General features: G+C 55.4%; 21 protein-coding genes. 10 read left to right on the forward strand and 11 right to left on the reverse strand.

What is annotated here, in order from left to right; all coding sequences use genetic code 11:
• Positions 1–48 precede the first annotated feature (48 nt).
• Together ptsP and rppH are read right to left on the reverse strand one after the other, a co-directional pair.
• Positions 49–2,295 (reverse strand): phosphoenolpyruvate--protein phosphotransferase, encoded by a 2,247-nt coding sequence (ptsP, locus tag HWQ15_RS03520; RefSeq protein WP_023306854.1) that lies wholly within the window; start codon positions 2,293–2,295, stop codon positions 49–51.
• 12 nt (positions 2,296–2,307) lie between these two features.
• On the reverse strand, positions 2,308–2,838 hold the full coding sequence (rppH, locus tag HWQ15_RS03525) for an RNA pyrophosphohydrolase (RefSeq protein WP_032622373.1): 531 nt from the start codon (positions 2,836–2,838) through the stop codon (positions 2,308–2,310).
• Positions 2,839–3,522: 684 nt separating this feature from the next.
• Here rppH and mutH point away from each other — a divergent pair.
• From mutH to HWQ15_RS03540, 3 genes are all read left to right on the forward strand, one after another.
• On the forward strand, positions 3,523–4,215 hold the full coding sequence (mutH, locus tag HWQ15_RS03530) for a DNA mismatch repair endonuclease MutH (protein ID WP_022649239.1): 693 nt from the start codon (positions 3,523–3,525) through the stop codon (positions 4,213–4,215).
• Between the two features lie 128 nt (positions 4,216–4,343).
• Positions 4,344–4,562 (forward strand): YgdI/YgdR family lipoprotein, encoded by a 219-nt coding sequence (locus HWQ15_RS03535; RefSeq protein WP_003862794.1) that lies wholly within the window; start codon positions 4,344–4,346, stop codon positions 4,560–4,562.
• Positions 4,563–4,694: 132 nt separating this feature from the next.
• Positions 4,695–5,735 carry an NADP(H)-dependent aldo-keto reductase gene (locus HWQ15_RS03540; RefSeq protein ID WP_015571754.1) on the forward strand — a complete coding sequence of 347 codons (1,041 nt, stop codon included), beginning with the start codon at positions 4,695–4,697 and terminating at the stop codon, positions 5,733–5,735.
• A gap of 105 nt (positions 5,736–5,840) precedes the next feature.
• Here the strand turns inward: HWQ15_RS03540 and lplT are convergent, their stop codons facing one another.
• On the reverse strand, positions 5,841–7,034 hold the full coding sequence (gene lplT / locus HWQ15_RS03545; protein WP_022649240.1) for a lysophospholipid transporter LplT: 1,194 nt from the start codon (positions 7,032–7,034) through the stop codon (positions 5,841–5,843).
• Positions 7,027–9,186 carry a bifunctional acyl-ACP--phospholipid O-acyltransferase/long-chain-fatty-acid--ACP ligase gene (gene aas, locus HWQ15_RS03550; RefSeq protein WP_063148667.1) on the reverse strand — a complete coding sequence of 720 codons (2,160 nt, stop codon included), beginning with the start codon at positions 9,184–9,186 and terminating at the stop codon, positions 7,027–7,029. Before aas ends, lplT begins: the two co-directional genes overlap by 8 nt.
• Before the next feature lie 617 nt (positions 9,187–9,803).
• Between aas and galR the strand changes: the two genes are divergently transcribed.
• The gene (gene galR, locus HWQ15_RS03555) at positions 9,804–10,826 is read left to right on the forward strand and encodes an HTH-type transcriptional regulator GalR (RefSeq protein ID WP_003862806.1); all 1,023 of its coding nucleotides are present in this window, start codon (positions 9,804–9,806) and stop codon (positions 10,824–10,826) included.
• Here the strand turns inward: galR and HWQ15_RS03560 are convergent.
• From HWQ15_RS03560 to HWQ15_RS03575, 4 genes are all read right to left on the reverse strand, one after another.
• Positions 10,781–11,257, reverse strand: a complete 477-nt coding sequence (locus tag HWQ15_RS03560; protein WP_038416627.1) for a GNAT family N-acetyltransferase — start codon at positions 11,255–11,257, stop codon at positions 10,781–10,783. The two genes, galR and HWQ15_RS03560, sit on opposite strands and share 46 nt — an antisense overlap.
• Positions 11,254–12,027, reverse strand: coding sequence for a GntR family transcriptional regulator (locus tag HWQ15_RS03565; RefSeq protein ID WP_022649243.1), 774 nt, complete (start codon positions 12,025–12,027; stop codon positions 11,254–11,256). Before HWQ15_RS03565 ends, HWQ15_RS03560 begins: the two co-directional genes overlap by 4 nt.
• Positions 12,028–12,105: 78 nt before the next feature.
• Entirely contained in the window at positions 12,106–13,533 is a 1,428-nt protein-coding gene (locus tag HWQ15_RS03570) for a glycoside hydrolase family 1 protein (RefSeq protein WP_048965690.1), read from the reverse strand.
• 7 nt (positions 13,534–13,540) lie between these two features.
• The gene (locus tag HWQ15_RS03575) at positions 13,541–14,866 is read right to left on the reverse strand and encodes a PTS sugar transporter subunit IIC (RefSeq protein ID WP_006811828.1); all 1,326 of its coding nucleotides are present in this window, start codon (positions 14,864–14,866) and stop codon (positions 13,541–13,543) included.
• Between the two features lie 299 nt (positions 14,867–15,165).
• Between HWQ15_RS03575 and HWQ15_RS03580 the strand changes: the two genes are divergently transcribed.
• On the forward strand, positions 15,166–16,203 hold the full coding sequence (locus HWQ15_RS03580; RefSeq protein WP_022649245.1) for a LacI family DNA-binding transcriptional regulator: 1,038 nt from the start codon (positions 15,166–15,168) through the stop codon (positions 16,201–16,203).
• Here the strand turns inward: HWQ15_RS03580 and lysA are convergent.
• Positions 16,173–17,435 carry a diaminopimelate decarboxylase gene (lysA, locus tag HWQ15_RS03585; RefSeq protein ID WP_063148668.1) on the reverse strand — a complete coding sequence of 421 codons (1,263 nt, stop codon included), beginning with the start codon at positions 17,433–17,435 and terminating at the stop codon, positions 16,173–16,175. The genes HWQ15_RS03580 and lysA overlap by 31 nt on opposite strands.
• Positions 17,436–17,555: 120 nt before the next feature.
• Here lysA and HWQ15_RS03590 point away from each other — a divergent pair, with 120 nt between their 5' ends.
• Positions 17,556–18,482, forward strand: a complete 927-nt coding sequence (locus HWQ15_RS03590) for a LysR family transcriptional regulator (protein WP_022649247.1) — start codon at positions 17,556–17,558, stop codon at positions 18,480–18,482.
• Here HWQ15_RS03590 and HWQ15_RS03595 read toward each other — a convergent pair.
• Positions 18,477–19,169, reverse strand: a complete 693-nt coding sequence (locus HWQ15_RS03595) for an aspartate/glutamate racemase (RefSeq protein WP_023306862.1) — start codon at positions 19,167–19,169, stop codon at positions 18,477–18,479. The genes HWQ15_RS03590 and HWQ15_RS03595 overlap by 6 nt on opposite strands.
• A gap of 135 nt (positions 19,170–19,304) precedes the next feature.
• On the opposite strand from HWQ15_RS03595, the gene HWQ15_RS03600 reads away from it, so the two are divergent.
• Positions 19,305–19,628, forward strand: a complete 324-nt coding sequence (locus HWQ15_RS03600; protein WP_022649249.1) for a cupin domain-containing protein — start codon at positions 19,305–19,307, stop codon at positions 19,626–19,628.
• A gap of 33 nt (positions 19,629–19,661) precedes the next feature.
• Here HWQ15_RS03600 and wzz(fepE) read toward each other — a convergent pair whose 3' ends face one another.
• Entirely contained in the window at positions 19,662–20,798 is a 1,137-nt protein-coding gene (gene wzz(fepE) / locus HWQ15_RS03605; RefSeq protein ID WP_023298520.1) for an LPS O-antigen length regulator Wzz(fepE), read from the reverse strand.
• Between the two features lie 542 nt (positions 20,799–21,340).
• Here wzz(fepE) and HWQ15_RS03610 point away from each other — a divergent pair.
• The 3 genes from HWQ15_RS03610 to HWQ15_RS03620 are packed head-to-tail and all read left to right on the forward strand — an operon-like array spanning position 21,341 to position 24,266.
• Complete coding sequence (locus HWQ15_RS03610; protein ID WP_003862825.1) at positions 21,341–22,231, forward strand: carbohydrate ABC transporter permease; 891 nt, start codon at positions 21,341–21,343, stop codon at positions 22,229–22,231.
• Positions 22,224–23,126 (forward strand): carbohydrate ABC transporter permease, encoded by a 903-nt coding sequence (locus tag HWQ15_RS03615; RefSeq protein WP_022649251.1) that lies wholly within the window; start codon positions 22,224–22,226, stop codon positions 23,124–23,126. The genes HWQ15_RS03610 and HWQ15_RS03615 overlap by 8 nt, the downstream gene beginning before the upstream one ends.
• Positions 23,127–23,138: 12 nt before the next feature.
• Positions 23,139–24,266: an ABC transporter ATP-binding protein gene (locus HWQ15_RS03620; protein WP_045308820.1), complete on the forward strand. Its 1,128-nt coding sequence runs from the start codon at positions 23,139–23,141 to the stop codon at positions 24,264–24,266.
• Positions 24,267–24,272: the final 6 nt, after the last annotated feature.

Genomic DNA, 24,272 nt, shown 5'->3' on the forward strand with positions numbered 1-24,272 from the left:
TTCCTCAAGGGAGAGGGGGTCGTCCGAGCAGTCATTATTTTGTGGGGATCAGCGGCCGCCGCGGATCAAACCGCCCATGCCGCGTCGCTCCATAAACGCCGCCACCTGATGGCGCACTTCGGCTGCCAGCTGTGCTTCCAGGCTACGCGCGGCCAGCTCATGCGCCTCATCTTGTTCGATGTGACGTAACAGGTATTTCACGCGCGCAACGGAACGTCCGTTCATTGACAGGTGACGGAAACCGAGGCCAATCAGGATCGCCACGCACATCGGATCGCCGGCCATTTCACCGCACAGGCGCAGGTCGATATTATGCTGCTCGGCTTCGCGGGCGATCATCGCCAGGGCACGAAGCATCGCCGGATGCAGGCTGTCGTAGATACTGGCCACGCGGGTATTGTTGCGATCGACCGCCAGAATGTATTGCGTTAAGTCGTTGGTGCCAACGGAGATAAAATCAACGCGGGTCGCCAGCTGCGGCAACATAAAGACCATCGAAGGCACTTCCAGCATCACGCCAATACGGGGTTTAGGGATCGCGTAGCCGATCATCTCTTCCACTTCGCGCCCTGCACGTTCAATCAACCGCCGCGCTTCGTCGATCTCGTCAATACTGGTGACCATCGGCAGCAAAATGCTGAGATTCCCCGTGGCCGCGTTGGCACGCAGCATCGCACGAACCTGGATAAGGAAAATTTCCGGCTGATCGAGGGTAATGCGGATCCCACGCCAGCCGAGGCAGGGATTCTCTTCACTGATGGGCATATAGGGCAGTTGCTTATCCGCGCCGACGTCGAGGGTGCGCAACGTGACGGGTTTGTCGTTAAACATCTGCAACATGCCCTGATACTGCGCAACCTGCTCCTCTTCTGACGGGAAGCCGCTTTGCAGCATGAACGGTATTTCGGTGCGGTAGAGACCAATGCCATCGATGCGGCTGCCGAGCTTCTCTTCATGCTCGGGGCTTAATCCCGCGTTGAGCATCACCTTCACCCGCTCACCGCTCTTGAGCTGCGCGGGCAGGTTGACGTCATCTTCCGCCAGCTTGCTTAATTCATTCTCTTCGCTGATAAGACGCTGGTACTCCTGAAGGAGAACCGGCTCAGGATCCACCAGCAACTCACCGCGATATCCGTCCACCACCAGCGTACGGCGATGCAGTACGGAGGGCTGAATATCCGCCCCCATCACGGTCGGAATACCGAGCGCACGCACCATAATGGCGGCATGAGAGTTAGCTGCGCCATCGCGCACCACCACGCCCGCCAGCCTGTCCTGCGGTAATTCCGCCAGCGTCGTCGCCGAGAGTTCATCGGCCACCAGCACAAACCGGTTCGGCCAGGCATTCGCCCCCTGAATAGTATCATCGAGGTGGAACAGCAGACGTTGCCCAAGCGCGCGTAAATCGCCGGCGCGCTCTTTCAGATAGCCGTCAGTCAGTACCGCAAACTGCTCGGCAAATTTTTCAATGACCTTTTTAACCGCCCACTCTGCCACCGACCCCTTATCGACCTCGGCAAATAACTCACGACGCAAACGCGCATCGGAAAGCAGGTGTGAGTAGAGATCGAAAATGGCCGCCGTCTCTTTTTGCGCGCCAGCGGCAAAGCGTTTGCTGTAGCGACGAAACTCATTCGCCGCCTCTTCCAGCGCAGCGGTGAGCCGTTCGCGCTCAAGCGCCTCATCCAGCGTAGAGGCTTCGTAGACCTGCTCCATCAGCGGGAGCGTGGCATCCATCCAGCCTTCGGCAATAGCGACCCCCGGCGAGGCCGGAAGCGCGCGAATACGCGTATGACGATACTGACCAAAAAGGGCTGTCAGTTGGGACTGAGAGAGGATCGCCGCCATCTGCGTTGCCAGCGTGACGAGGAAGGACTCCTCGCTTTCATCGTACTGGCGCAGCTCGCGCTGCTGAACAACAAGCACGCCAAGCAGCTGGCGGCGCTGAATAATCGGTACGCCAAGAAACGCGCGGAAACGCTCTTCTTTGACGGAAGGGATATATTTGAAGCTGGGGTGTTTTTGCGCATCGGCAAGGTTGATTGGCTCCGCCAGTCGCCCGACCAGGCCAACAATACCTTCATCAAACGCGAGCGTGACGGTACGTCCCCGTGGTTTTTTTAAACCGCGGGTTGCCATAAGGTAGTAGCAACGTCGGTCATGGTCGGCCAGGTAGACCGAACAGACCTCGGTTTCCATCGCAAGACAGATGTCCGTCACCAGAATATTCAGCGCCTCGTTGAGGCGAGGCGCACTGGCGACCTTTTCAACTATTTCTCGCAAGCGGGTGAGCATGATTTGCGTAGCTTAACCTCTTTTACGTCGCCAGGCAGGTGCGCTCTGTGGCTTCGGAGTCGTCTCCTGAAGCTGCATCACAACACTTGCGAACTCTTTCATCACCCTACGGTATACATCGCGCTTGAATGACACGACCTGACGAACCGGATACCAGTAGCTTACCCAGCGCCAGCCATCAAACTCTGGCGTGCTGCTGGTTTGCATATTGATATCTGAATCGTTGCCCACCAACTGCAAAAGAAACCACTTCTGTTTCTGGCCGATACAAACCGGCTTTGTGTCCCAACGCACCAAACGTTTCGGTAACTTGTAACGCAACCAGTTGCGGGTCGAAGCCAGGATGCGAACATCTTTTCGGCTTAAACCAACCTCTTCAAACAGCTCCCGGTACATCGCTTGTTCTGGGGACTCTCCAGGATTGATCCCGCCTTGCGGGAACTGCCAGGAGTGCTGACCATATCGCCGGGCCCACATCACCTGGCCCTGACGATTACAAATTACTATTCCTACGTTTGGGCGGTAGCCATCGTCATCAATCACCGGACTACCCCAAACTAAATCTGATATATGAATGATTGTTTCACACTACAGGGAGGCGGTAAACCACTCTCTTACAGGCCTGCAACCTAATAACATTTGAATAACTCACAATTTTGTGAGGAGTTATAAACAGATGAGGGCGACTGAGACCATTTTTATTCACCTTTTCTGTGGATATAGTTGTGAAGAAGTATGGAATTACCGATGAACAACCTTGTGGCCCGGCGAATCGGCAATTTTCATCACTTAAAATAAATTATTTAAATTCATCTAGTTAAACGTAAATTTAGGGTATCAAAGGCGATTAACGTGACGATCGTCACATCAAAGATCTTCCTGGTGATGAAAGATCGAACAGCGTCGGTTTTACCCACAGATTGTGCCAATAAGTTAGGCACAATTTGTGTGAAAATTCGATTTTCATCGCACGTCAAGGCTGTAAATTGAAACAGTAGTGGCGGTTATTCGCAGTTATCCCATTTTTCTGTGGATAACATGGTGTAAGATCCTGTTTATTGTCAGTGACCAGAATTGCACAACCTGTTTTTTAGCCATGGCGCGACGGGATACATTCGTAAAAAACATAATATAAATCATCCACATGGAATATATACTCAGAAAAAAGTAAACTCTATCCACAAGGGATAAAATATCAGTTCATTTTTTAACCAAAAGGTTGTCAGCATGCATTCTCTCGCCCCACTGCTCTCTCCTCCCGTCAGTGAAGCCCAGTTGCTCCAGCAGGCACAACGTCTGGCAGGCTATGCACTGGGCGAGCTGGCCGTGATGGCGGGGTTGACGATACCCAACGATCTGAAGCGCGATAAAGGCTGGATCGGCGTGTTGCTTGAACGTTGGCTGGGCGCAAGCGCGGGCAGTAAACCCGAGCAAGATTTTGCGGCGCTGGGGGTGGAACTGAAGACGATCCCCATTGATAGCCTGGGGCGGCCGCTGGAAACTACCTTTGTCTGCGTTGCGCCGCTAACGGGTAATAGCGGAGTGACATGGGAAACCAGCCACGTCAGGCATAAGCTGAAGCGGGTGTTGTGGGTACCCGTTGAGGGTGACAGGCAGATCCCGCTGGCAGAGCGTCGCGTTGGCGCCCCGCTGCTCTGGAGCCCGGATGAAGAAGAAGAGAGACAGCTTTCCCAGGACTGGGAAGAGCTGATGGACATGATTGTGCTGGGACAGGTTGAGCAGATCACCGCCCGGCATGGCGAAGTGCTGCAACTCCGTCCCAAAGCCGCCAACAGCAAAGCGCTCACTGAAGCGGTAGGTGCACAGGGCGAACCGATCCTGACGCTGCCGCGCGGCTTCTATCTTAAAAAGAATTTCACCGGTGCACTGCTGGCACGACACTTCCTGTTGAAAACATAGTTTTTTACCAATTTTGCGCTCCGGCTAACATAATCTCCTCCTTTTTAAGATTTCCCCCCTTTCACCTGTCGTAATATCAGGTTATTACTACACTATGATTTGATACGAGCCAGGTGAGGATGAGAACGATGAAAAAATGGGCAGTAATTATCTCAGCAGTCGGTTTAGCGTTTGCGGTATCGGGTTGTAGCAGCGACTATGTCATGTCAACGAAAGATGGTCGTATGATCCTGACCGATGGCAAACCCGAAGTCGACGACGATACCGGTCTGGTGAGTTACCGCGATCGCGAAGGCAATCAAATGCAAATTAATCGCGACGAAGTCTCCCAGATCATCGAGCGTTAAACAGATAAAGGTCAGTAGCTTGCTGGCCTTTTTGAATTTTTCCTTCCCCTTTTGCCTTCCCTCTGCCATGTTTATATTCCTTTGTCGGGAGGTTCCTGACGCGGTCTGTATGTCTAAAAAAGGAAACCGGCTATGCATTATCACCGTATCCCCCATAGCGCTCTGGAGATCAGCCAGCTGGGGTTAGGCACCATGACATTTGGTGAACAAAACAGCGAAGCCGATGCCCATGCACAACTCGATTACGCCGTCAGCCAGGGCATTAACCTGATTGACGTGGCGGAGATGTACCCAGTTCCTCCCCGCCCGGAAACTCAAGGTCTTACCGAAACGTATGTCGGCAACTGGCTGGCGAAACGCGGCAATCGCGAAAAGCTGGTCATCGCTTCTAAGGTTAGCGGCCCTTCCCGTAATAACGATGCCGGGATCCGCCCTAACCAGATCCTCGATCGCAAGAATATCCGTGCTGCGCTGGATGCCAGCCTCAAGCGCCTGCAAACCGACTATCTCGATCTTTATCAGGTGCACTGGCCGCAGCGTCCGACGAACTGCTTCGGTAAGCTTGGCTACACCTGGAACGAGAGTGCTCCGGCCGTCACCCTGCTGGAAACACTGGAGGCGCTTACGGAATGCCAGCGCGCGGGTAAGATCCGCTACATCGGCGTTTCCAACGAGACGGCGTTTGGCGTAATGCGCTATCTGCATCTGGCTGATAAACACGACCTGCCGCGGATCGTGACCATCCAGAATCCGTACAGCCTGCTGAACCGCAGTTATGAAGTGGGTCTCGCGGAAGTGACGCAGTACGAAGAGGTGGAGCTGCTAGCCTACTCTTGCCTGGGCTTCGGAACCCTGACGGGCAAATACCTGAACGGCGCGAAACCGGCTGGCGCGCGTAACACGCTTTTCAGCCGCTTCACCCGCTATAGCGGCGAGCAGACGCAAAAAGCCGTGGCGGCCTATGTGGATATCGCGAAGCGTCACGGACTCGATCCGGCGCAGATGGCGCTGGCCTTCGTGCGTCGTCAGCCGTTTGTGGCAAGTACCCTGCTCGGCGCAACGACAATGGATCAGTTAAAAACCAATATTGAGAGTTTCCACCTGAACCTGAGTGAAGAGGTCTTAGCGGAGATTGAAGCGGTGCATCAGGTTTATACTTACCCGGCACCTTAAGTTGACGATTTGCCCGGTGGCGGCGTTGCCTTACCGGGCCTACAAAATCCGCCAACATCACGAAACGTAGGCCGGGTCAGGCGGAGCCGCCACCCGGCAAAGATATCACCGCCGACGCTGCCAGACCCACAGCCCGGTAATCGCCAGCGCAAACAGTGCGCCAAACCCCACCCCGATTGCCACAACCGGCGCACCTGCTTTTACCGCCAGCGAGTAAATCCCCAGCATCAGCAGCATCGCCATGTTTTCGCCAAGGTTTTGCACCGCAATGGCGTTGCCAGCCCCGACGGTCTGCTTGCCGCGCTCCTGCAAAAGCGCGTTGAGCGGTACCACAAAGAAACCGCCTAATACGCCGATCAGTAACAACAGGGCATAGGCAGGCAATATGGCATGTTGCAGGGAGAAGAACAGAACGCCGACGCCGATCAGGATCCCTGCAGGCATGCAGCGCGCAACGGTTTCAAGCGTTACCAGTTTGGCCGCAGCCCCGGCCCCGACCACAATCCCGACGGCGACCATGGCATTCAGGTAGGTCGGCGTGGCGTTGTCTGTTATACCCAGCGCCACCGGCACCCACAGCACCAGCAGGAAACGCAGCGTAACGCCGGCCCCCCAGAACATGCTGGTGCCCATCAGCGAGAAGCGTGTTTCACCGTTACGCCACAGTACGCGGCAGGCGTTGAAGAAGCTGCCGGTCATTGGCCCGAAGCGCCAGGATTGTCCTGGACGCGCCACGGCCAGTTTGGGGATAAACAGGTTGGCGATCACCGCGCCACCGTACATCAGTGCGCAGATGCCAAGCGCGGCGAGTACATGCCAGTCTGCCAGTACACCTCCCGCCACCGAACCCAGGAGAATCGCCGCAATGGTGGAGGACTCCATCAGGCCGTTGGCCTTCACCAGCTTATCGCCGGTGGTGAGCTCACCCAGAATGCCGTACTTCGCCGGGGAGTAAGCTGCCGCGCCAATGCCTACCAGCGTGTAGCCAACAAACGGGTTGATACCAAAGCAGATGCTTGCCGCGCCCAGAAGCTTAAGACTGTTGGCAAACATCATGACCCGACCTTTGGGGAAGCTGTCCGCCACCTGGCCAACAAACGGCGCAAATACAATGTAAGCACCCACAAACACCATCTGTAGGATCGGCTGGCTCCAGTCGGGATAAAACTCAGCTTTCAGCAACGCCAGCGTAGCAAACAGCAACGCGTTATCGCCGAACGCGGAAAGAAACTGGGCGGCGATAACCGCCATCATGCCTTTCGACCAGATTGAAGTGTTAGTGTGTACTGACTCACGCATTATGCTGTTCCGCCTCTTCAACCATGCCCTTCAGGGTCACAAAATCGGGTTTACCGCTGCCCAGCACCGGTAACTGTTTGAGGTAACGAATATCACGGGGGACCGCCAGCTCGGGGATACCATGTTCGCGCGCATACCTGAGAAGCGCATCACGCTTCAGTTCACCGTCGGTAGTAAAGAGCACCAGCGCCTCGCCTTTACTGGCATCACTTTTCACCACGGTCGCATGCATTTTCTCCGCCGAGACTGCGGTCGCCAGCGTCTCGACCATTTCAAGAGAGACCATTTCCCCGGCGATCTTGGCGAAGCGTTTTGCACGTCCCTGGATCTGCACGAAGCCCTGATTGTCGAAGCGCACGATATCGCCCGTGTCGTACCAGCCCGTTTCAACCTCGCCATTGACGTTCTCGGCCGTCGGCGCCTCAAGCACGCCCGGGTTTTCCACACGCAGATAGCCGTTCATGACGTTCGGCCCTTTCAGCTGAAGACGTCCGCCGTCTTCAATACCCGGTACCGCCAGCAGACGCGCGTCCAGCCCCGGCAGAATGCGGCCAACCGTTCCCGGTTTTGCCGCCATCGGAACGTTGATGGAGACCACCGGCGCGCACTCCGTCACACCATAGCCTTCAAGAATCCGCAGGCCAAACTTGTCCTGCCAGATCTGGCGCGTACTTTCCTGGAGTTTTTCCGCCCCCGCCACCACGTAGCGCACGCGGAAGAAATCATACGGGTTGGCGAAGCGCGCGTAATTTCCGAGGAAGGTGGACGTCCCGAACAGCACAGTGCAGTTACGGTCATAAACCAGCTCCGGCACAATGCGGTAGTGCAGCGGGCTTGGGTAGAAGAACACCTCGGCACCGGTCAGCAGCGGCGTAAAGAGACCCACGGTCAAACCAAATGAGTGGAACAGCGGCAGCGCCGACATAAAGCGATCGTTGGCGGTAAAGTCAGCGATGGTTTTAATCTGTTCGACGTTTGCCAGAATACTTTTGTGGCTATGAACCACACCTTTCGGGTTGCCTTCAGAGCCGGAGGTAAAGAGGATAATGGCATCATCCTCCGGCTGCTGCTTAACCTGCGCCAGACGCGGCATCAGCAGGTGCGCGAAAATCCACAGCTTGTCGGCGGTCGTGACGTCTGCTTTCAGATCTTCCAGGAACACCCAGCGCACCTGCGTCAGCTGTTCCGGCAGGTGCCACAGCTTGCCTTTGTCCAGGAACTGGCGGGAGGTAAAGATGGTGTTGATTTGTGCTGCGGTAATCGCGCTGGAGAGCCCTTTCACGCCCGCCGTGTAGTTCATCATCGCCGGAATGCGGCCCCGGGAGACGGCACCAAAGATCACCGCCGCGCTGATACCCGCGTTTGGCAGCATCAGGCCGATCTTTTCGCCCTGTTTGCTGTACTTTTCCAGGATACGCCCGACAAACAGCGTTTTGGTCAACAGCTTACGGTAGGTATCCGGCGTAAAGTTGATGTCTTCGATGCAGTTTTTCTTTGCACCGTAGCGATACTGCGCCGACAGCAACGATTCATACAGCGTTTCGCGCGGGCGTACGGCCATGCGCGCTTCCATCATAATCTGGTGCAGCATTTCCCCGGCGATTTTACGGCGGTCACGCGCGCGCGGCGCCTCGGGCATCGGCAGTGACGTCGGCGGTAATATATGCAGCGTAATTTTCGGGAACAGACGCTGCTTCACCAGCCCTTTCAGACGGCTGAAAAAGGTCAGCTCAGCCCCGTCGATGCGTAGCGGCACGACGGTGGCCTGAGACTTCGCCGCGACAAAACCGGCGCCGTCGTAAATTTTCATCAGGGAGCCCGTCACTGAAATCCGCCCTTCCGGGAAGATAACCACCGGACGCCCCTGCCCAATCAGACGCACCAGATGTTTAATCATCATCGGTTTGGTAGGGTCGAGCGGGACAAAATCAATCAGCGGCCTGAGCCAGCGCATGTACCATTTTTCACTGATGGAGCTGTACACCGCAAAGACGGGCCGCACGGGCAAAAAAAGCGCCAGCAATACGCCATCAAGAAAAGAGACGTGATTCGGTGTGATAAGAACACGCTCGCCATAGAGTGCCTGCGTATCGCCAGTCACGCGAATGCGAAACAGGACACGAAACAGTGTGCGGAAGAACCCAAAAAGCATTTCAACTCCCTTTGCCAGCCAGTGTGAAAGGTATAAATGGTGGCAGATTACACGAGAAGTAGTGAGGGAGCGATAGCAAAAACAGAGGCGAAAAAAAACCTGCGCATCCGCGCAGGTTGGTGCAAGTGAAGAGTACGAAAACGTACCAGGAATTCTCACCAATCAATACCTCTGGGATCTTGATTGTGGCCTCCGGCGACAGGCTTCGCCAGCAGGAAAACGCAAGGGAATGAGCCGAAGTGCAACCAGGTGTGAATAATCTCTTTTGCTGTTACAGGTTGAACTTACAGGCAAAAAAAAACCTGCGTAAAACGCAGGTTGGTGTAAATCGTGTTAATCAACCGAAGTTGATTCCACCTATCAATACCTCTGGGATCTCGACTCTAGCAATTCACAACGCATCGTTGCCAACGGACAATCGCAACAGCCTGAGGCAAAGTGTAACTAAAGGTTCAGATTGACATTATTCAGACATGACTGGCCGTGTAACGATTACACCACGAGGGATGTTCTGCTTCACGTTTGCAGAGGACGCTCACCCGCTCCCCTTGAATGCACGCCGCTTTTCCGCAACACTAGTTAGTGTGTAAACGCTTACCCCTATAAGAAGGTATTGAATGGCGACAATTAAGGATGTGGCTCGTCTGGCCGGTGTTTCCGTCGCGACCGTCTCCCGCGTGATCAACAACTCCCCAAAAGCGAGTGATGCATCACGCCAGGCCGTGCAAGACGCCATGGAAAACCTGAATTATCACCCTAACGCCAACGCACGCGCCCTTGCCCAACAGTCGACAGAAACCATCGGGCTGGTGGTCGGGGATGTATCCGATCCGTTTTTCGGTGCGATGGTCAAAGCCGTAGAACAAGTTTCTTATCACACCGGTAATTTCCTGCTGATTGGTAATGGCTACCACAATGAACAGAAAGAACGCCAGGCCATTGAGCAGTTGATCCGTCATCGCTGTGCGGCGCTGGTGGTCCATGCCAAAATGATCCCCGACGCCGAACTGATCCATCTGATGAAACAGATGCCGGGGATGGTGATTATCAACCGTATTATTCCCGGATTTGAAACCCGCTGCGTGGCGCTCGACGACCGTTACGGCGCATGGCTCGCAACCCGTCACCTGATCCAGCAGGGCCATACCCGAATTGGTTATCTGTGCTCCAACCACCCAATTTCCGATGCGGAAGATCGCCTTCAGGGCTATTACGACGCGCTGCGCGAAGCCGGTTTGCCGTGCAACGATCGTCTTGTGGCGTACGGAGAACCGGATGAGAGTGGCGGCGAGCAGGCGATGACGGAGCTGCTGGGCCGCGGGCGGAATTTCACCGCCGTAGCCAGCTATAACGACTCCATGGCCGCCGGCGCAATGGGCGTGCTGAATGATAACGGAATCGACGTCCCGGCAGAAATTTCGCTGATTGGCTTTGATGATGTGCTGGTGTCGCGCTACGTGCGCCCTCGCCTGACCACCGTGCGCTACCCGATTGTGACCATGGCAACGCAGGCGGCAGAACTGGCGTTAGCGCTGGCCGAGCATCGCCCGCCACCGGAAATTACCCACCTGTTCAGCCCAACCTTAGTGCGCCGTCACTCGGTGGTATCGCCCGCGGAAGCCGTGAGCGAACAGCGATAGAGATGGACGGTTTTATCCGGGTATTCCAGGGCATCACCGATGTAGTGCCAGCCGTAACGTTCGTAGAAGTCGCGGCAGGCAGACCAGAGATGAAGCTCGTGATACCCGGCGCGTCGCGCGTAGCCGATAACATGCTGCTGAAGTTTTCCCGCCAGCCCGTTTCCCCGCGCGGCTTCATCGACATACAGCGCAGCCAGCCAGGGATGAAGATCCTGCCGGGAAATTAAATCGCAACGCCACAACCCAATGGTGCCCAGCAGCTGGTCATCCTCAACGGCAATAAAGGTGAGCGGTAACTCGCCTGGCGTCAGGCTGTGCTCGACAATGCTCTGGAAAAAGGCACGCGGCATACCTTCACCAAACGCGTTCCAGATCCAGTCGATCACCTGCTGTGTAAACTGCGGCGCAGCGTGAAGCGGCAGTATATTCACACCAGCTTCCCCTGGAAAAGAGGGACCGATTCGAAGAGATAGCCGTCAAAATCGGGCGCGTCTTCGTCTGACAGCTCGAGCAGGCTCTTTTTGACGTTTTCAAGATGCTGGAACATCGCCTGCCACGCCCCCATCACGTCGCGGCGGCGGAGCGCAGCGAGAATGGTTTGCCTGTCTCCGAGCCACTTCAGGCGCCAGGCGCGGCTGGCGATATGGCCATTGAACTGCTGCCACAGCGGACTGCTGTCCATGTGATGCCAGACGCTCTCAACCGTCGCCAGCAGCATCTGGTTTTGTGTGGCCCCAGCCAGCACCAGGTGGAACATTTTGTTGTTGTCCTGGCTGCGATCGTCGACGGCAATCGCCCGTTGCTCTTGCTCGATAATGCGGCGCAGGTTGTCGATGTCCGCCCGTGTCGCCATTTTTGCGGCAAAGGCAGCGATGTTGCTTTCAAGCAGTTGACGCGCCTGGAGAATTTCAAACGGCCCAACGTCACTGTTCAGAAAACGCTCTTCCTCGTTTTCATGCTCTTCCGGAATGCGCATCACGTACACGCCTGACCCCTGGCGAATATCCACCGTTCCCTGAAGCTCAAGCATCAGCAGCGCCTCGCGCACGATAGTGCGGCTGACGCCATACGTCTCGGCGATGTTGCGCTCCGGCGGCAGACGCGATCCCACGGGATAATGCCCCTGGATAATCTGCGCCCGTAAATCCTCGCCAATCTCCTGGTACTGTTTTTTTTCCGGCAGGATGACAGCCTTATCCACGTTTTCACCTGTGTTTTTCAGTTAATGCGCGGGCCGGACGTCCTCCCGGCCAGTTTGTGCGCTATTTTACCAGAAGGCTTACTTCCATTCATCGTCTACCCTGAGCGTCAGCACACGCTCATCGCGCAGCTGGCGGAACCAGGACGCTGATTTCTTTGCCCGCCGTGCGCGTTGATTTTCAAGGTCGATCTCAATCAGCCCGTAGCGGTTTTTAAACGCGTTCATCGGGGAGACATTGTCGGTGAAGGCCCACAGCATATAACCGTGACAGTTCGCCCCCGCCTCCCGCGCCAGCAGCGTGTAGTAGAGATGTTCGCTGATAAACGCGATGCGGTACGTGTCGTCAATGACACCGTCACGATTGCGATACTGCACTTCGTTCTCCACGCCCATCCCGCTTTCCGCCACAAACCAGTCAATGTTGCGATAGTCGTTTTTAATCCGCATCGCCATGTCGTAAATAATGCGCGGAAAGATCTCCCAGCCGCGGGAGGTGTTCATACGCCGTCCGGGCAGCTCAAACGGCTCGTAGTAGTACGCCGGATGGAACGGCGTCTCCGGGTGCCAGGCGCGGGACGGGGCTTTGACGCGATGCGGGTAATAGAGGTTAATGCCCAGCTCATCGACGGTGTTGTCGGCAATCAGCGCCAGCTCGTCAGCCGTGTAGTCCCACTGCACCTGATGCTGCGCCAGCAGGGTAAAGAGCGCCTGCGGATAGCGCCCGTGCACCAGCGGGTCGAGAAAGACGCGGTTGTAGAACAGATCGTACATCTCTGCCGCTCGCACGTCATGCGGCGCGCGGGAGCGCGGATAGGTCACTTCCGGGTTAAGAATACAGCCCACCGTGCCGTCATACCCTTTCTCGCGAAACAGCTTCACCACTTTCGCCGTCGCCAGCACCTTATGGTGGTTCCACTGCATCCAGGTGCTGGTGCTCTGCTCATAGGGCCAGCGCAGCGCGTCAAGGTAGACGCGCGTCTGGACCACAATCGGTTCGTTGAAGGTAAACCAGCGGGTGACTTTGCCGTGAAAGCGCTCAAATACCTTTTCTGCATAGCGAACGAACAGCTCGACGACGTGCTTTGACGCCCAGCCGCCGTAGGTCTCCAGCAGCACGCCCGGCAATTCGTAGTGTTCCAGGCAGATCATCGGCTCAATGCCCTGACGGTGCATTTCATCGAACAGCGCGTCGTAATACGCGGCGTACTCTTCATCTACCGTCGCATTTTCATAGTCGGTTAAAAAGCGCGACCAGTTGATCGAGGTGCGATAGTGCGTCAGTCCCGCCTGTTTCATCAGCGCTACATCTTCGCGGAAGCGATTGATAAAGTCGGTTGCCACCGCCGGACCATAGCCGTTATGCCAGACGTGACGATCGTTCATGTACCAGAGATCGATCCACGAATCCTGCCCCGGCTTTTTGCCGCTCCAGCCCTCGGTCTGCCAGGCCGATGCCGCCGCGCCCAGAATAAAATCTTGCGGTATGGCTATCTGTTTTGTGCTCATCGTATCCTCATGCGTTATCGGTGGCTTGTTGCAGTGCGGCCTGCTCTGCGCGGCGTGAAGCAATTTTCACAAACGGCAGATAGATAATCACCGCGGTCACGATGCAGATAAACTGGGTGATGACCGCCCCCATGGAGCCCGCCGTTGACAGCCAGGCGTTGATCAGCGGCGGCGTGGTCCAGGGCACCATTACCACGGCTTTCCCGGCAAATCCGGTCACGGTGGCAAAGTAGCCAATCGAGCCCGTCACCAGCGGCGTGATGATGAAGGGGATAGCCAGGATCGGGTTGAGCATGATTGGCATACCGAAGATCACCGGCTCATTGATATTAAAAATACCCGGCCCGATGGAGAGCTTGGCTATCTCCTTCATCTCTTTACGTTTGGTGGCAATCATGACGGCTATCAGCAGGCCGATGGTCAGGCCGGAGCCGCCGATGCTCATATAGACGTCCCAGAACGGCATGGTGATGATGTTTGGCACCTCTTTGCCCTGCTCGAACGCGCTCATGTTAACGGTGATTGCCCCCAGCAGCAGCGGCTCGCGGATCGGCTTGATCATCTGGTTGCCGTGAATACCAATCACCCAGAACAGCTGGGCGACAAACATCAGCAGCAGGATCCCCGGCAGGCTTTGCACCACGCGCTCCAGCGGCTGTTGCACCACCTGGTATACCGCGTCGTAGAGATACATGCCGGTAACCTGATGAAACACGAAGCCAAAGGTGGCGATGGCGGTGGTGGTGATAATGGCCGGGATCAGCGCAGAGAACGACGCGGCAACGTTCGGCGGCACCGTGTCCGGCATCCTGATTTTCAGCCCCTTGCGGTTTTCCAGCCAGCAGTAGATCTCCACCGACAGGATGGCGATAAACATACCGAGGAACAGGCTGCGGGTATCTGAGAACTGGCGCAGCAGCACATCTTTCACCACGTGCATCTCACCGTCCACCAGCATTTCCACCGTGGTCGGCGTCACGCAGATAAAGCAGATCACCGCCAGCAGGCCGGGGAACAGGGACTTAATGCCGTTAATACGCCCCAGCTCAATGCCGATTAAAAACACCGCGCCGATGTTGAGAAAGTTCAGCGTAGCGTAGTTGAGCGCGCTGGTGATCGGCTTTAAGGCCGCGAGAAACGACAGCGACTGAAAGCTCGCCAGACCGTTTTTCGGATCCAGCACCATATTGGAGATCAATACCGAGAACGCCCCCACTATTATGACTGGCATTAAGGTAATAAACGCAGACTTGATCGCCTGGATATAGCGATAGCTGTTGAAGGTAGTGGCAAAACTGCCCAGAGCGTCGATCAGTTTTTCCTGAAATGCCATAGGGTAATACCTCAGTAAAAGGGCTTTTATTGAATAAGGTGTACAGCCGGATACTATTGGTATGCCAAAAATAGCGTCCACAGGCGATTTGTTCTGTGATTAAGCTCCCAACGCCGTTAGAGGTATTCCAGATTATGATTTATCACCATTTTGGTATACCAATGACAGGCATTTATTCCGCGGGCGAGGATCGTTACTGAAAAGCGTGATCGTTATGGGGTTTTGTCCTTCCCACGTCGCTTATGCGCCGGATGGTCTGTGTTAAACTGCAAACCATTACGTGGAAACAGGAATTTCGAATGGCAACAATGCTGGATGTCTCACTGCGTGCGGGCGTGTCGAAGGCCACCGTTTCGCGCGTGCTGAACGGCACAGGTCAGGTTAAAGAGAGCACGCGCCAGCAGGTATTTCGCGCGATGGAGGAGCTGGGCTATCGTCCGAACTTTCTCGCGCGCTCGCTGGCTAACCAGACCAGCAACAGCATCGGTCTGGTCGTCTCGACGTTCGACGGTTTTTACTTTGGTCGTTTGCTACAGCAGGCGTCACGGCAGACCGAAACGCACGGTAAACAGCTGATTGTTACCGACGGTCACGATGCCCCTGAACAGGAAGAACTGGCGGTGCAGATGCTCGCCGACCGCAAGTGCGACGCCATCGTGCTTTACACGCGATACATGAGCGAAAAGACGATCCTGAAGCTGATCAACAGCGTGCAGACGCCGCTGGTGATCATTAACCGCGAAGTGAGCCAGGCGGCGGATCGCTGCGTCTTCTTTGAACAGCAGGACGCAGCCTTCAAAGCGGTGGATTACCTGATAAGCCAGGGCCATCGGGAGATCGCCTGTATCACCGTCCCGATCCACACCCCAACGGGTAAAGCGCGGCTGATGGGCTACCGTAAGGCGCTGGAGAAGCACGGTATTCGTCTCGATGAGCGGCGGATTAAATACGGCGATGCAGGCATGACGCGGGGTTACGAGCTGTGCAAAGAGCTGATTGCGGAAAAGACATCGTTCAGCGCCCTGTTTGCCTGTAACGATGACATGGCCCTGGGCGCCTCCAAAGCATTACACCAGGCCGGGCTGAAGATCCCGCAGGATATTTCGCTGTTTGGTTTTGACGATGCCCCCAGCGCAAAGTGGCTGGAGCCTGCCCTGTCGTCGGTGTATTTGCCGATCGACAACATGATCGTGACGGCGATCGACCAGGCGATCCGGCTGGCAAAAAACCAGCCGGTTGAAGCGATCCCACCGTTCACCGGCACGCTGGTGTTACGCGATTCGGTGACAACAGGGCCCTGGTTTAATCAGACCAGCTCTAACGCCAGCAATTCCTGAATGGTCTGGCGACGGCGAATCAGCCGCGCCACGCCATTATCAAACAGCACTTCCGGCAGCAGCGGACGGCTATTGTAGTTCGAAGACATAGACGCCCCGTATGCACCGGTATCATGCAGCACCAGATAATCTCCCGGTTTTACCTCTGGCAGCGAACGGGTTTCGACTTTCCCGCCTTCCTGCTGAGTAAAGACGTCACCGGATTCACACAGCGGGCCGGCAACAACGGTCTCGATGCGCGGGGCGTTGACCAGATCGCGGCCATCGGCGGCAAGCGCGGTGATGTGATGATAGCTGCCGTACATGGACGGGCGCATCAGGTCGTTGAAGCCAGCATCAATCAGCACAAAGTGACGGCTTCCCATCTCCTTCACGCTCCGCACCTGCGCCACCAGCACGCCAGCTTCGGCGACCAGGAAACGACCCGGCTCAATCTCCAGCTTCACCGCATGGCCCAGATGAGCGGCGATGCTGTCACACGCGGCGCTCCACAGGCCGTAATAGTGATCCGTGTCGATCGCCTCTTCCCCTTCGCGGTAAGGGATCGAAAGCCCTCCCCCGGCGGAGATCGCCTCCAGATCCTGACCAAAATCGATAACCTGACGCACCATCGCGCCACAGACCTGCTCAAGATGGCCATAATCCACGCCGGATCCGATATGCATGTGAATACCCACCAGCTTAAGGTTGTAACGTTGTAAAACCTCCAGCGCCGCAGGCATATCGGCATACCAAATCCCGTGCTTGCTGTTTTCGCCCCCGGTGTTGGTTTTCTGACTGTGACCGTGACCAAAGCCCGGGTTGATGCGCAGCCAGACGCGATGGCCCGGGGAAACCTGCCCAAGCTGTTCCAGCATATCCACCGAACCGGCATTCACCGGGATTTGCAGCTCGTGCACGCGCGCCAGCGTGGCGTCGTCTATCAGGTCAGCGGTGAAGACGATCGCGTCGCTATCGGCCTTTGGATCAAACCCGGCCGCCAGCGCACGTTCGATTTCACCCAGCGATACGGAGTCAACCTTCACGCCCTGCTCGCGCATCAGGCGCAGGATATGAATATTGGAGCAGGCCTTCTGCGCAAAACGCACCACGTCAAACTGATGCAGCGCGGCGATTTTCTCGCGAACAATCTGCGCATCGTAGACCCACACCGGACAGCCGAATTCGGCAGGCAGGCGCAGCAGGTTATCGGCGTTTAAATCGGTTTCGGTCTGGTTGAGCGGGCGTGGCATGGTCGTCTCCGGTATTCTGTTTTTTATCATTACGCCATAGCCTGAAGAGAATAAAAAATATCGTTTTATCGTGAGTCTATGCAAAAATGATATGGACCACGCTCAGCCATCAGGTGCCCTATGCCCGCCGTTAACCTACGCCATATCGAGATTTTTCATGCGGTGATGACCACCGGCAATCTCACTGAAGCCGCGCAGATGCTGCACACCTCGCAGCCGACGGTCAGCCGCGAGCTGGCGCGTTTTGAGAAAGTGCTGGGGCTGAAGCTGTTTGAACGCACCCGCGGCAGGCTGCATCCAACGGTGCAGGGTTTACGTCTTTTTGAGGAGGTTCAGCGCTCCTGGTACGGGCTGGACAGGATCGTGAGCGCGGCGGAGAGCCTGAGGGAGTTTCGCCAGGGCGAGCTGTCCATCGTCTGCCTGCCGGTCTTTTCTCAGTCATTCCTGCCGGTACTGCTACAGCCGTTTCTGGCCCGCTATCCGGAGGTCAGCCTGACCATCGTGCCGCAGGAGTCGCCGCTGCTGGAGGAGTGGCTTTCGGCCCAGCGCCACGATCTGGGTCTGACCGAAACCCTCGTCACGCCAGCGGGAACGGAACGCACGGAGCTGCTCTCGCTGGATGAGGTCTGCGTGCTGCCTGCCAGCCACCCGCTTGCTTTCAAAGCAGTTCTGACCCCGGCAGATTTTCACGGTGAGAACTATATCAGCCTGTCGCAGACCGACAGCTACCGGCAGCTTCTGGATGGCCTGTTTGCCGAACATCAGGTGAAGCGGCGGATGGTGATGGAAACGCACAGTGCGGCATCAATTTGCGCGATGGTGCGCGCGGGCGTGGGTATTTCGGTGGTGAACCCGCTCACGGCTATGGACTACGCCAGCAGCGGCGTGGTTCTGCGCCGTTTTAGCGTTTCCGTTCCCTTTACCGTAAGCCTGATCCGCCCGCTGCACCGGCCCGCCTCAGCGCTGGTTGATGCCTTTAGTGAACACCTGATTGCGCACGCGCGTCAGGTGGCGCTTCGCTTACCTGACCTGCAAAAACCTTTATGACAGCATAAACTCCACCGCATCCGCGGCATGGATGGCGGCGGTATCAAAGACCGGTATCGGGCTTTGGTCTGCCGGCACCAGCAGGCCAATTTCGGTACAGCCGAAGATGACTCCTTCCGCCCCCTGCTGCGCCAGTTTCTCAATCACGCTGACGTACCAGGCGCGCGAAGCTTCGCTGAAGGTGCCGAGGCACAGTTCATCAAAAATAATCTGGTTAATGCGCGCCCGGTCTGCCTCCTCCGGGATCAGGCTTTCAATCCCGAACTGGCTACTCAGCCGCCCGCGGTAAAAATCCTGCTCCATGGTGTAGCGCGTCCCCAGCAGCGCCACGCGCGTCATGCCGGCGGCACGTATGGCACGCCCGGTGGCATCCGCGATATGTAAGAACGGCAGCGAACAGCGGTCTTCAATATGCGACGCCACCTTATGCATGGTGTTGGTACACAGCAGAATACCCTGCGCGCCCGCACGCTCCAGGCCAAGTGCGGCGTCTGCCAGCATTTGCCCGGCTTTGTCCCACTCCCCGCTCGACTGGCAGGCTTCTATTTCATGGAAATCCACGCTGTGCAGCAGCAGGCTGGCCGAATGCAGACCGCCCAGACGCTGTTTGACGCCTTCATTAATCAGGCGGTAGTACGGGATCGTTGATTCCCAGCTCATGCCCCCTAACAGACCGATCGTTTTCATCTTTCCTCCTGTACGTTTCACCCAGTGAAGCAAACTTGTGATCGCCTTTCCAGTTATTTGGCTAAACGTTTTCTTTTCGCTGCGGCTGAGATAAGTTAAATGAAACAATGTTTCATTACATGACAGGGCGAAAATATGTTTATTTTCCATAAAGAGACCACGCTTGAGGATTTGGGCAACGGCGTGACGCGTCGTATTCTGGCGCACGACGGCAGGATGATGGCGGTGGAAGTGAATTTCGAGCAAGGTGCGATTGGCCCGCTGCATAACCACCCGCATGAGCAGCTCACCTACGTTCTCTCGGGGGAATTTGAGTTCACCATTGGCGAGGAAAAGCATGTGGTGACGGCGGGCGACACTCTCTATAAAAAGCCGCACGTGATGCACGGCTGCGTTTGCCTCAAACCCGGCACCTTGCTGGATACCTTTACGCCGGTACGCGAGGATTTCCTGAAATAAAAAAAGGCGCTCATCAGAGCGCCTTTTTTCATGTTATTCCGTAACCGGCTCAGGAAGTTGTTCCGGCAGCGGGTTGCGGGAGCGCATTGCTTCGCGCAGCAGCACGCTGCCACAGGCGAACAGCCCACCCAGAATACCCGCCAGCAGCACGATCAGTGCTTTGCCCGGGCCATCTTTTTTCACCGGCATAGAAGGAGAGAGCTGGTATTTGAACGGCTCCAGGCTCACGTCTTCGAAGGAGAGTTTTTGCAGCTGCGCCAGATAGTATTCGCGGTTCTGGAAATCGGCGTTCAGCTCAGAAACATCCTTCAGATTTTTTTCAATCTGCAATTTCTGCGCAATCCCGTCCGCGCCAAGCGCGACGGAGTAATCCGGATCGTCTTTCACCGCTTGTCCGTTACTGTAAACCGGCTTTTTGATCCCTGCCGCGTTCGCCACTTCCAGCGAGTAGTTAAGGCGTTGCAGGTTGGTATTGTGGATATTGGTCAGTCGAACCCGATCCAGCTCCAGCTGCTGCTGAACCGTTTTGGTTCTCAGGATCAGCTGATCGCGGATGTTTTGCATGGTCTCCTGCTCGACGATGCGGGAAATGTACTGAATGTAACCATTCAACACTTTCTGCGCGTCCTCTGCCGTTGGGGCAGTGAAGCTTAACGTCCAGGAGAGATACGGTGCTTTATCAGCATTTTTTTCCTGGGTGTTATCAATAGCCTTCATCTTTTCGGCGATATTGACCACCGCGCGGTGCAGCTCCAGCGGGTCAACCTCGGCGCCATCGAGCTGAGCCATCACGTAAGGAGAGCTCTTCATGTACTCTTCAAGCAGGGACTGAGACTGAAACTTTTTGATAAACAGATTAAATACATCCGCACGGGTAACTTTAACGTCCACATCAAGCACCTGCAGCGTCACCATCATCTGGCGCAGCGAACTCCACTGCGTCTGTTCCGCTGGCGTAATGACCGCTTTACTGGTCCATTTTTGCGGTATCAGGAAGGCGATTGCCAGGCCGACCAGTGCAAATGCAAACACAATGGTAATGATGCGTTTTTTTGCTGCCAGCAGGACGTCCAGCAGACCCAGGAGATCTATTTCTTTAGCGCTCACCGCCGGGGGAGCATAGTGAGGAAAGTTGAGATCCGTATGTTGTTTGAAATCCATTGCTGACATAACTGTTCTTCTTTTAAGGATGCAGTGAAATTCTGCCTGACTGGTTCCGGTTTGAGAAATCATACAAGAATGTAAGAATTATCTGAATGCCGAATTGGTACATCTGTAGACCTGCTATCAGATCTGGTAGTTAGCCACGCTGCGTGACTATTGTTTTTCCCGTTTCCACTTGTGCTTCGTCTCGCCTCCTCGCAGTCCCGACGAACGTCCGTGAAAGTCAAAAATGCCACCTCCCTCACTATATTGAAACAGCGTTTCGACGCTGATCACATTTCCATCATTAAGCGAATGACGCAGAAATAAATCGCAATAATATAAAATAAAACGATGTTTTAGTATCCAAGAACGGCGGTTCAGCTCTTTTGAAACCCAACGCATTTAGCGCAAAGAGGAAGGCAAAAAAGCGTTAATAAACAATTTTATATTTAGCCGACGCCAGATATTGCACCCTAAAATTCAGCTCTCATGCCGCGCGATGCTGGCCTGGGAAGATGTAACAAAGCAGATTCCGTTTTAAACCATTGATCGCCAGGTAGGTATGTATGAATGAAAACAAGCTGCTGGGGCTCGCATGGATATCACCCTACATCATCGGGTTGATACTCTTTACGGCATTCCCCTTCGTCTCATCATTTTTCCTCAGCTTTACGGATTACGATTTGATGAGTCCGCCGGTGTTTAACGGCATCGAAAACTATCGCTACATGTTTACCGAAGACACGCTCTTCTGGAAATCCATGGGCGTGACCTTTGCATACGTATTTTTAACCATTCCGTTAAAGCTCGCCTTCGCATTAGGGATTGCCTTTGTCCTGAACTTTAAATTACGCGGCATCGGATTTTTCCGTACTGCCTACTATATTCCGTCGATCCTCGGCAGTTCCGTCGCCATTGCCGTATTGTGGCGCGCCTTATTTGCGATCGATGGCCTGCTGAACAGCTTTATCGGCGTATTTGGTTTTGACCCGGTGAACTGGCTGGGTGAACCGTCACTGGCGCTAATGTCCGTTACCCTGCTGCGCGTCTGGCAGTTCGGTTCCGCGATGGTCATCTTCCTGGCCGCGCTGCAAAACGTACCGCAGTCCCAGTATGAAGCGGCGATGATCGATGGCGCATCGAAATGGCAGATGTTCATGAAGGTGACCGTGCCGCTGATTACGCCGGTGATCTTCTTCAACTTCATCATGCAGACCACGCAGGCGTTCCAGGAATTTACCGGGCCGTACGTGATCACCGGCGGCGGGCCGACCTATTCGACCTACCTGTTCTCGCTCTACATCTACGACACCGCGTTTAAGTATTTCGATATGGGTTATGGCGCGGCGCTGGCGTGGATCCTGTTCCTGGTGGTGGCCGTCTTCGCCGGTATCGCCTTTAAATCGTCGAAATACTGGGTGTTCTACTCCGCCGATAAAGGAGGCAAAAATGGCTGATATTCAACAACTCTCCACGGCAAGAAGCATCGCCGAACGCGAAGTAGCCCGCACGCTGCGCAGAGAGAAAATCAATGCCACCGTTCGCTATGCGATCCTGCTGTTTGTCGGCCTGCTGATGCTTTACCCGCTGGTGTGGATGTTCTCCGCGTCGTTCAAACCGAACCACGAGATCTTCACCACCCTGAGCCTGTGGCCTGCACATGCCACCTGGGACGGCTTCATCAACGGCTGGAAAACCGGCACCGAGTACAACTTCGGCCACTACATGCTGAACACCTTTAAGTATGTGATCCCGAAAGTGATCCTGACCATTATCTCCTCCACCATCGTGGCGTATGGCTTTGCCCGCTTCGAGATCCCGTGGAAGAAGTTCTGGTTCGCCACGCTCATTACCACCATGCTGCTACCCAGCACCGTGCTGCTGATCCCGCAGTACCTGATGTTCCGTGAAATGGGCATGCTGAACAGCTATATGCCGCTGTACCTGCCGCTGGCCTTCGCCACCCAGGGGTTCTTCGTCTTCATGCTGATCCAGTTCCTGCGCGGCGTCCCGCGTGACATGGAAGAGGCGGCGCAGATTGACGGCTGTAACTCCCTTCAGGTGCTGTGGTACGTGGTTGTGCCGATCCTTAAACCGGCCATTATCTCCGTCGCCCTGTTCCAGTTCATGTGGTCCATGAACGACTTTATCGGGCCGCTGATTTATGTCTACAGCGTGGATAAATACCCGATTGCACTGGCGCTGAAAATGTCCATCGACGTCACCGAAGGGGCGCCGTGGAACGAAATTCTGGCAATGGCGAGCATCTCCATTCTGCCATCCATCATTGTCTTCTTCCTGGCACAGCGCTACTTCGTACAGGGCGTCACCAGCAGCGGAATTAAAGGTTAAGAGGGAAATACCATGGCTGAAGTTATTTTCAACAAGCTGGAAAAGGTCTACTCCAACGGTTTTAAAGCGGTACACGCTATCGATCTTAAAATCGCCGAAGGGGAATTTATGGTGATCGTCGGCCCATCCGGCTGCGCCAAATCCACTACTCTGCGCATGCTGGCGGGACTAGAAACCATCAGCGGCGGCGAGGTGCGTATCGGCGACAAGATCGTGAACAACCTCGCGCCGAAAGAGCGCGGGATTGCGATGGTGTTCCAGAACTACGCCCTCTATCCACACATGACGGTGCGCGAGAATCTGGCCTTTGGCCTCAAGTTGAGCAAGCTGCCGAAAGATCAGATTGAGTCCCAGGTGAATGAAGCCGCCAAAATTCTCGAGCTGGAAGAGCTGCTCGACCGCCTGCCGCGCCAGCTTTCCGGCGGCCAGGCGCAGCGCGTGGCGGTAGGCCGTGCGATTGTGAAAAAACCGGATGTGTTCCTGTTCGATGAGCCGCTTTCAAACCTCGACGCCAAACTGCGCGCCTCGATGCGTATCCGTATTTCCGACCTGCACAAGCAGCTGAAGAAATCTGGAAAACCGGCCACCACCGTTTACGTGACCCACGACCAGACCGAAGCGATGACCATGGGCGACCGCATCTGCGTGATGAAGCTTGGCCATATCATGCAGGTGGATACGCCGGACAATCTCTACCACAAGCCGAAAAACATGTTCGTGGCGGGCTTTATCGGCGCGCCGGAGATGAATATACGCAAAAGCGTGCTGGTCGAAAAAGCGGGACAGCTGCACATCGCCATTGGTGATGAAACCATGCCGCTGAACGCGGAGAAGCAGGAGAAAGTCGCCGCTTACGCGGGTCAGGAGATCTTCTTCGGCGTGCGCCCGGAATTTGTGTCGCTCTCTGATGAGCCCTTCCCGAACGGCGGCTGTAGCGGGGAGATGGTGCGCGTTGAGAACATGGGCCACGAATTCTTTGTGTACCTGAAGGTCGCGGACTACGAACTGACCGCCAGAATCCCGTCCGATGAAGCTAAACCAATGATTGATAAGGGACTTCATCGTAAGGTGTATTTCACGTTTGATATGAATAAGTGTCATATTTTTGACGCAAAAACTGAACAGAACCTCTCTCTCTGATGGAGT

Source organism: Enterobacter sp. DSM 30060 (assembly GCF_013375955.1).
GTDB classification, from domain to species: Bacteria; Pseudomonadota; Gammaproteobacteria; order Enterobacterales; family Enterobacteriaceae; genus Enterobacter; species Enterobacter intestinihominis.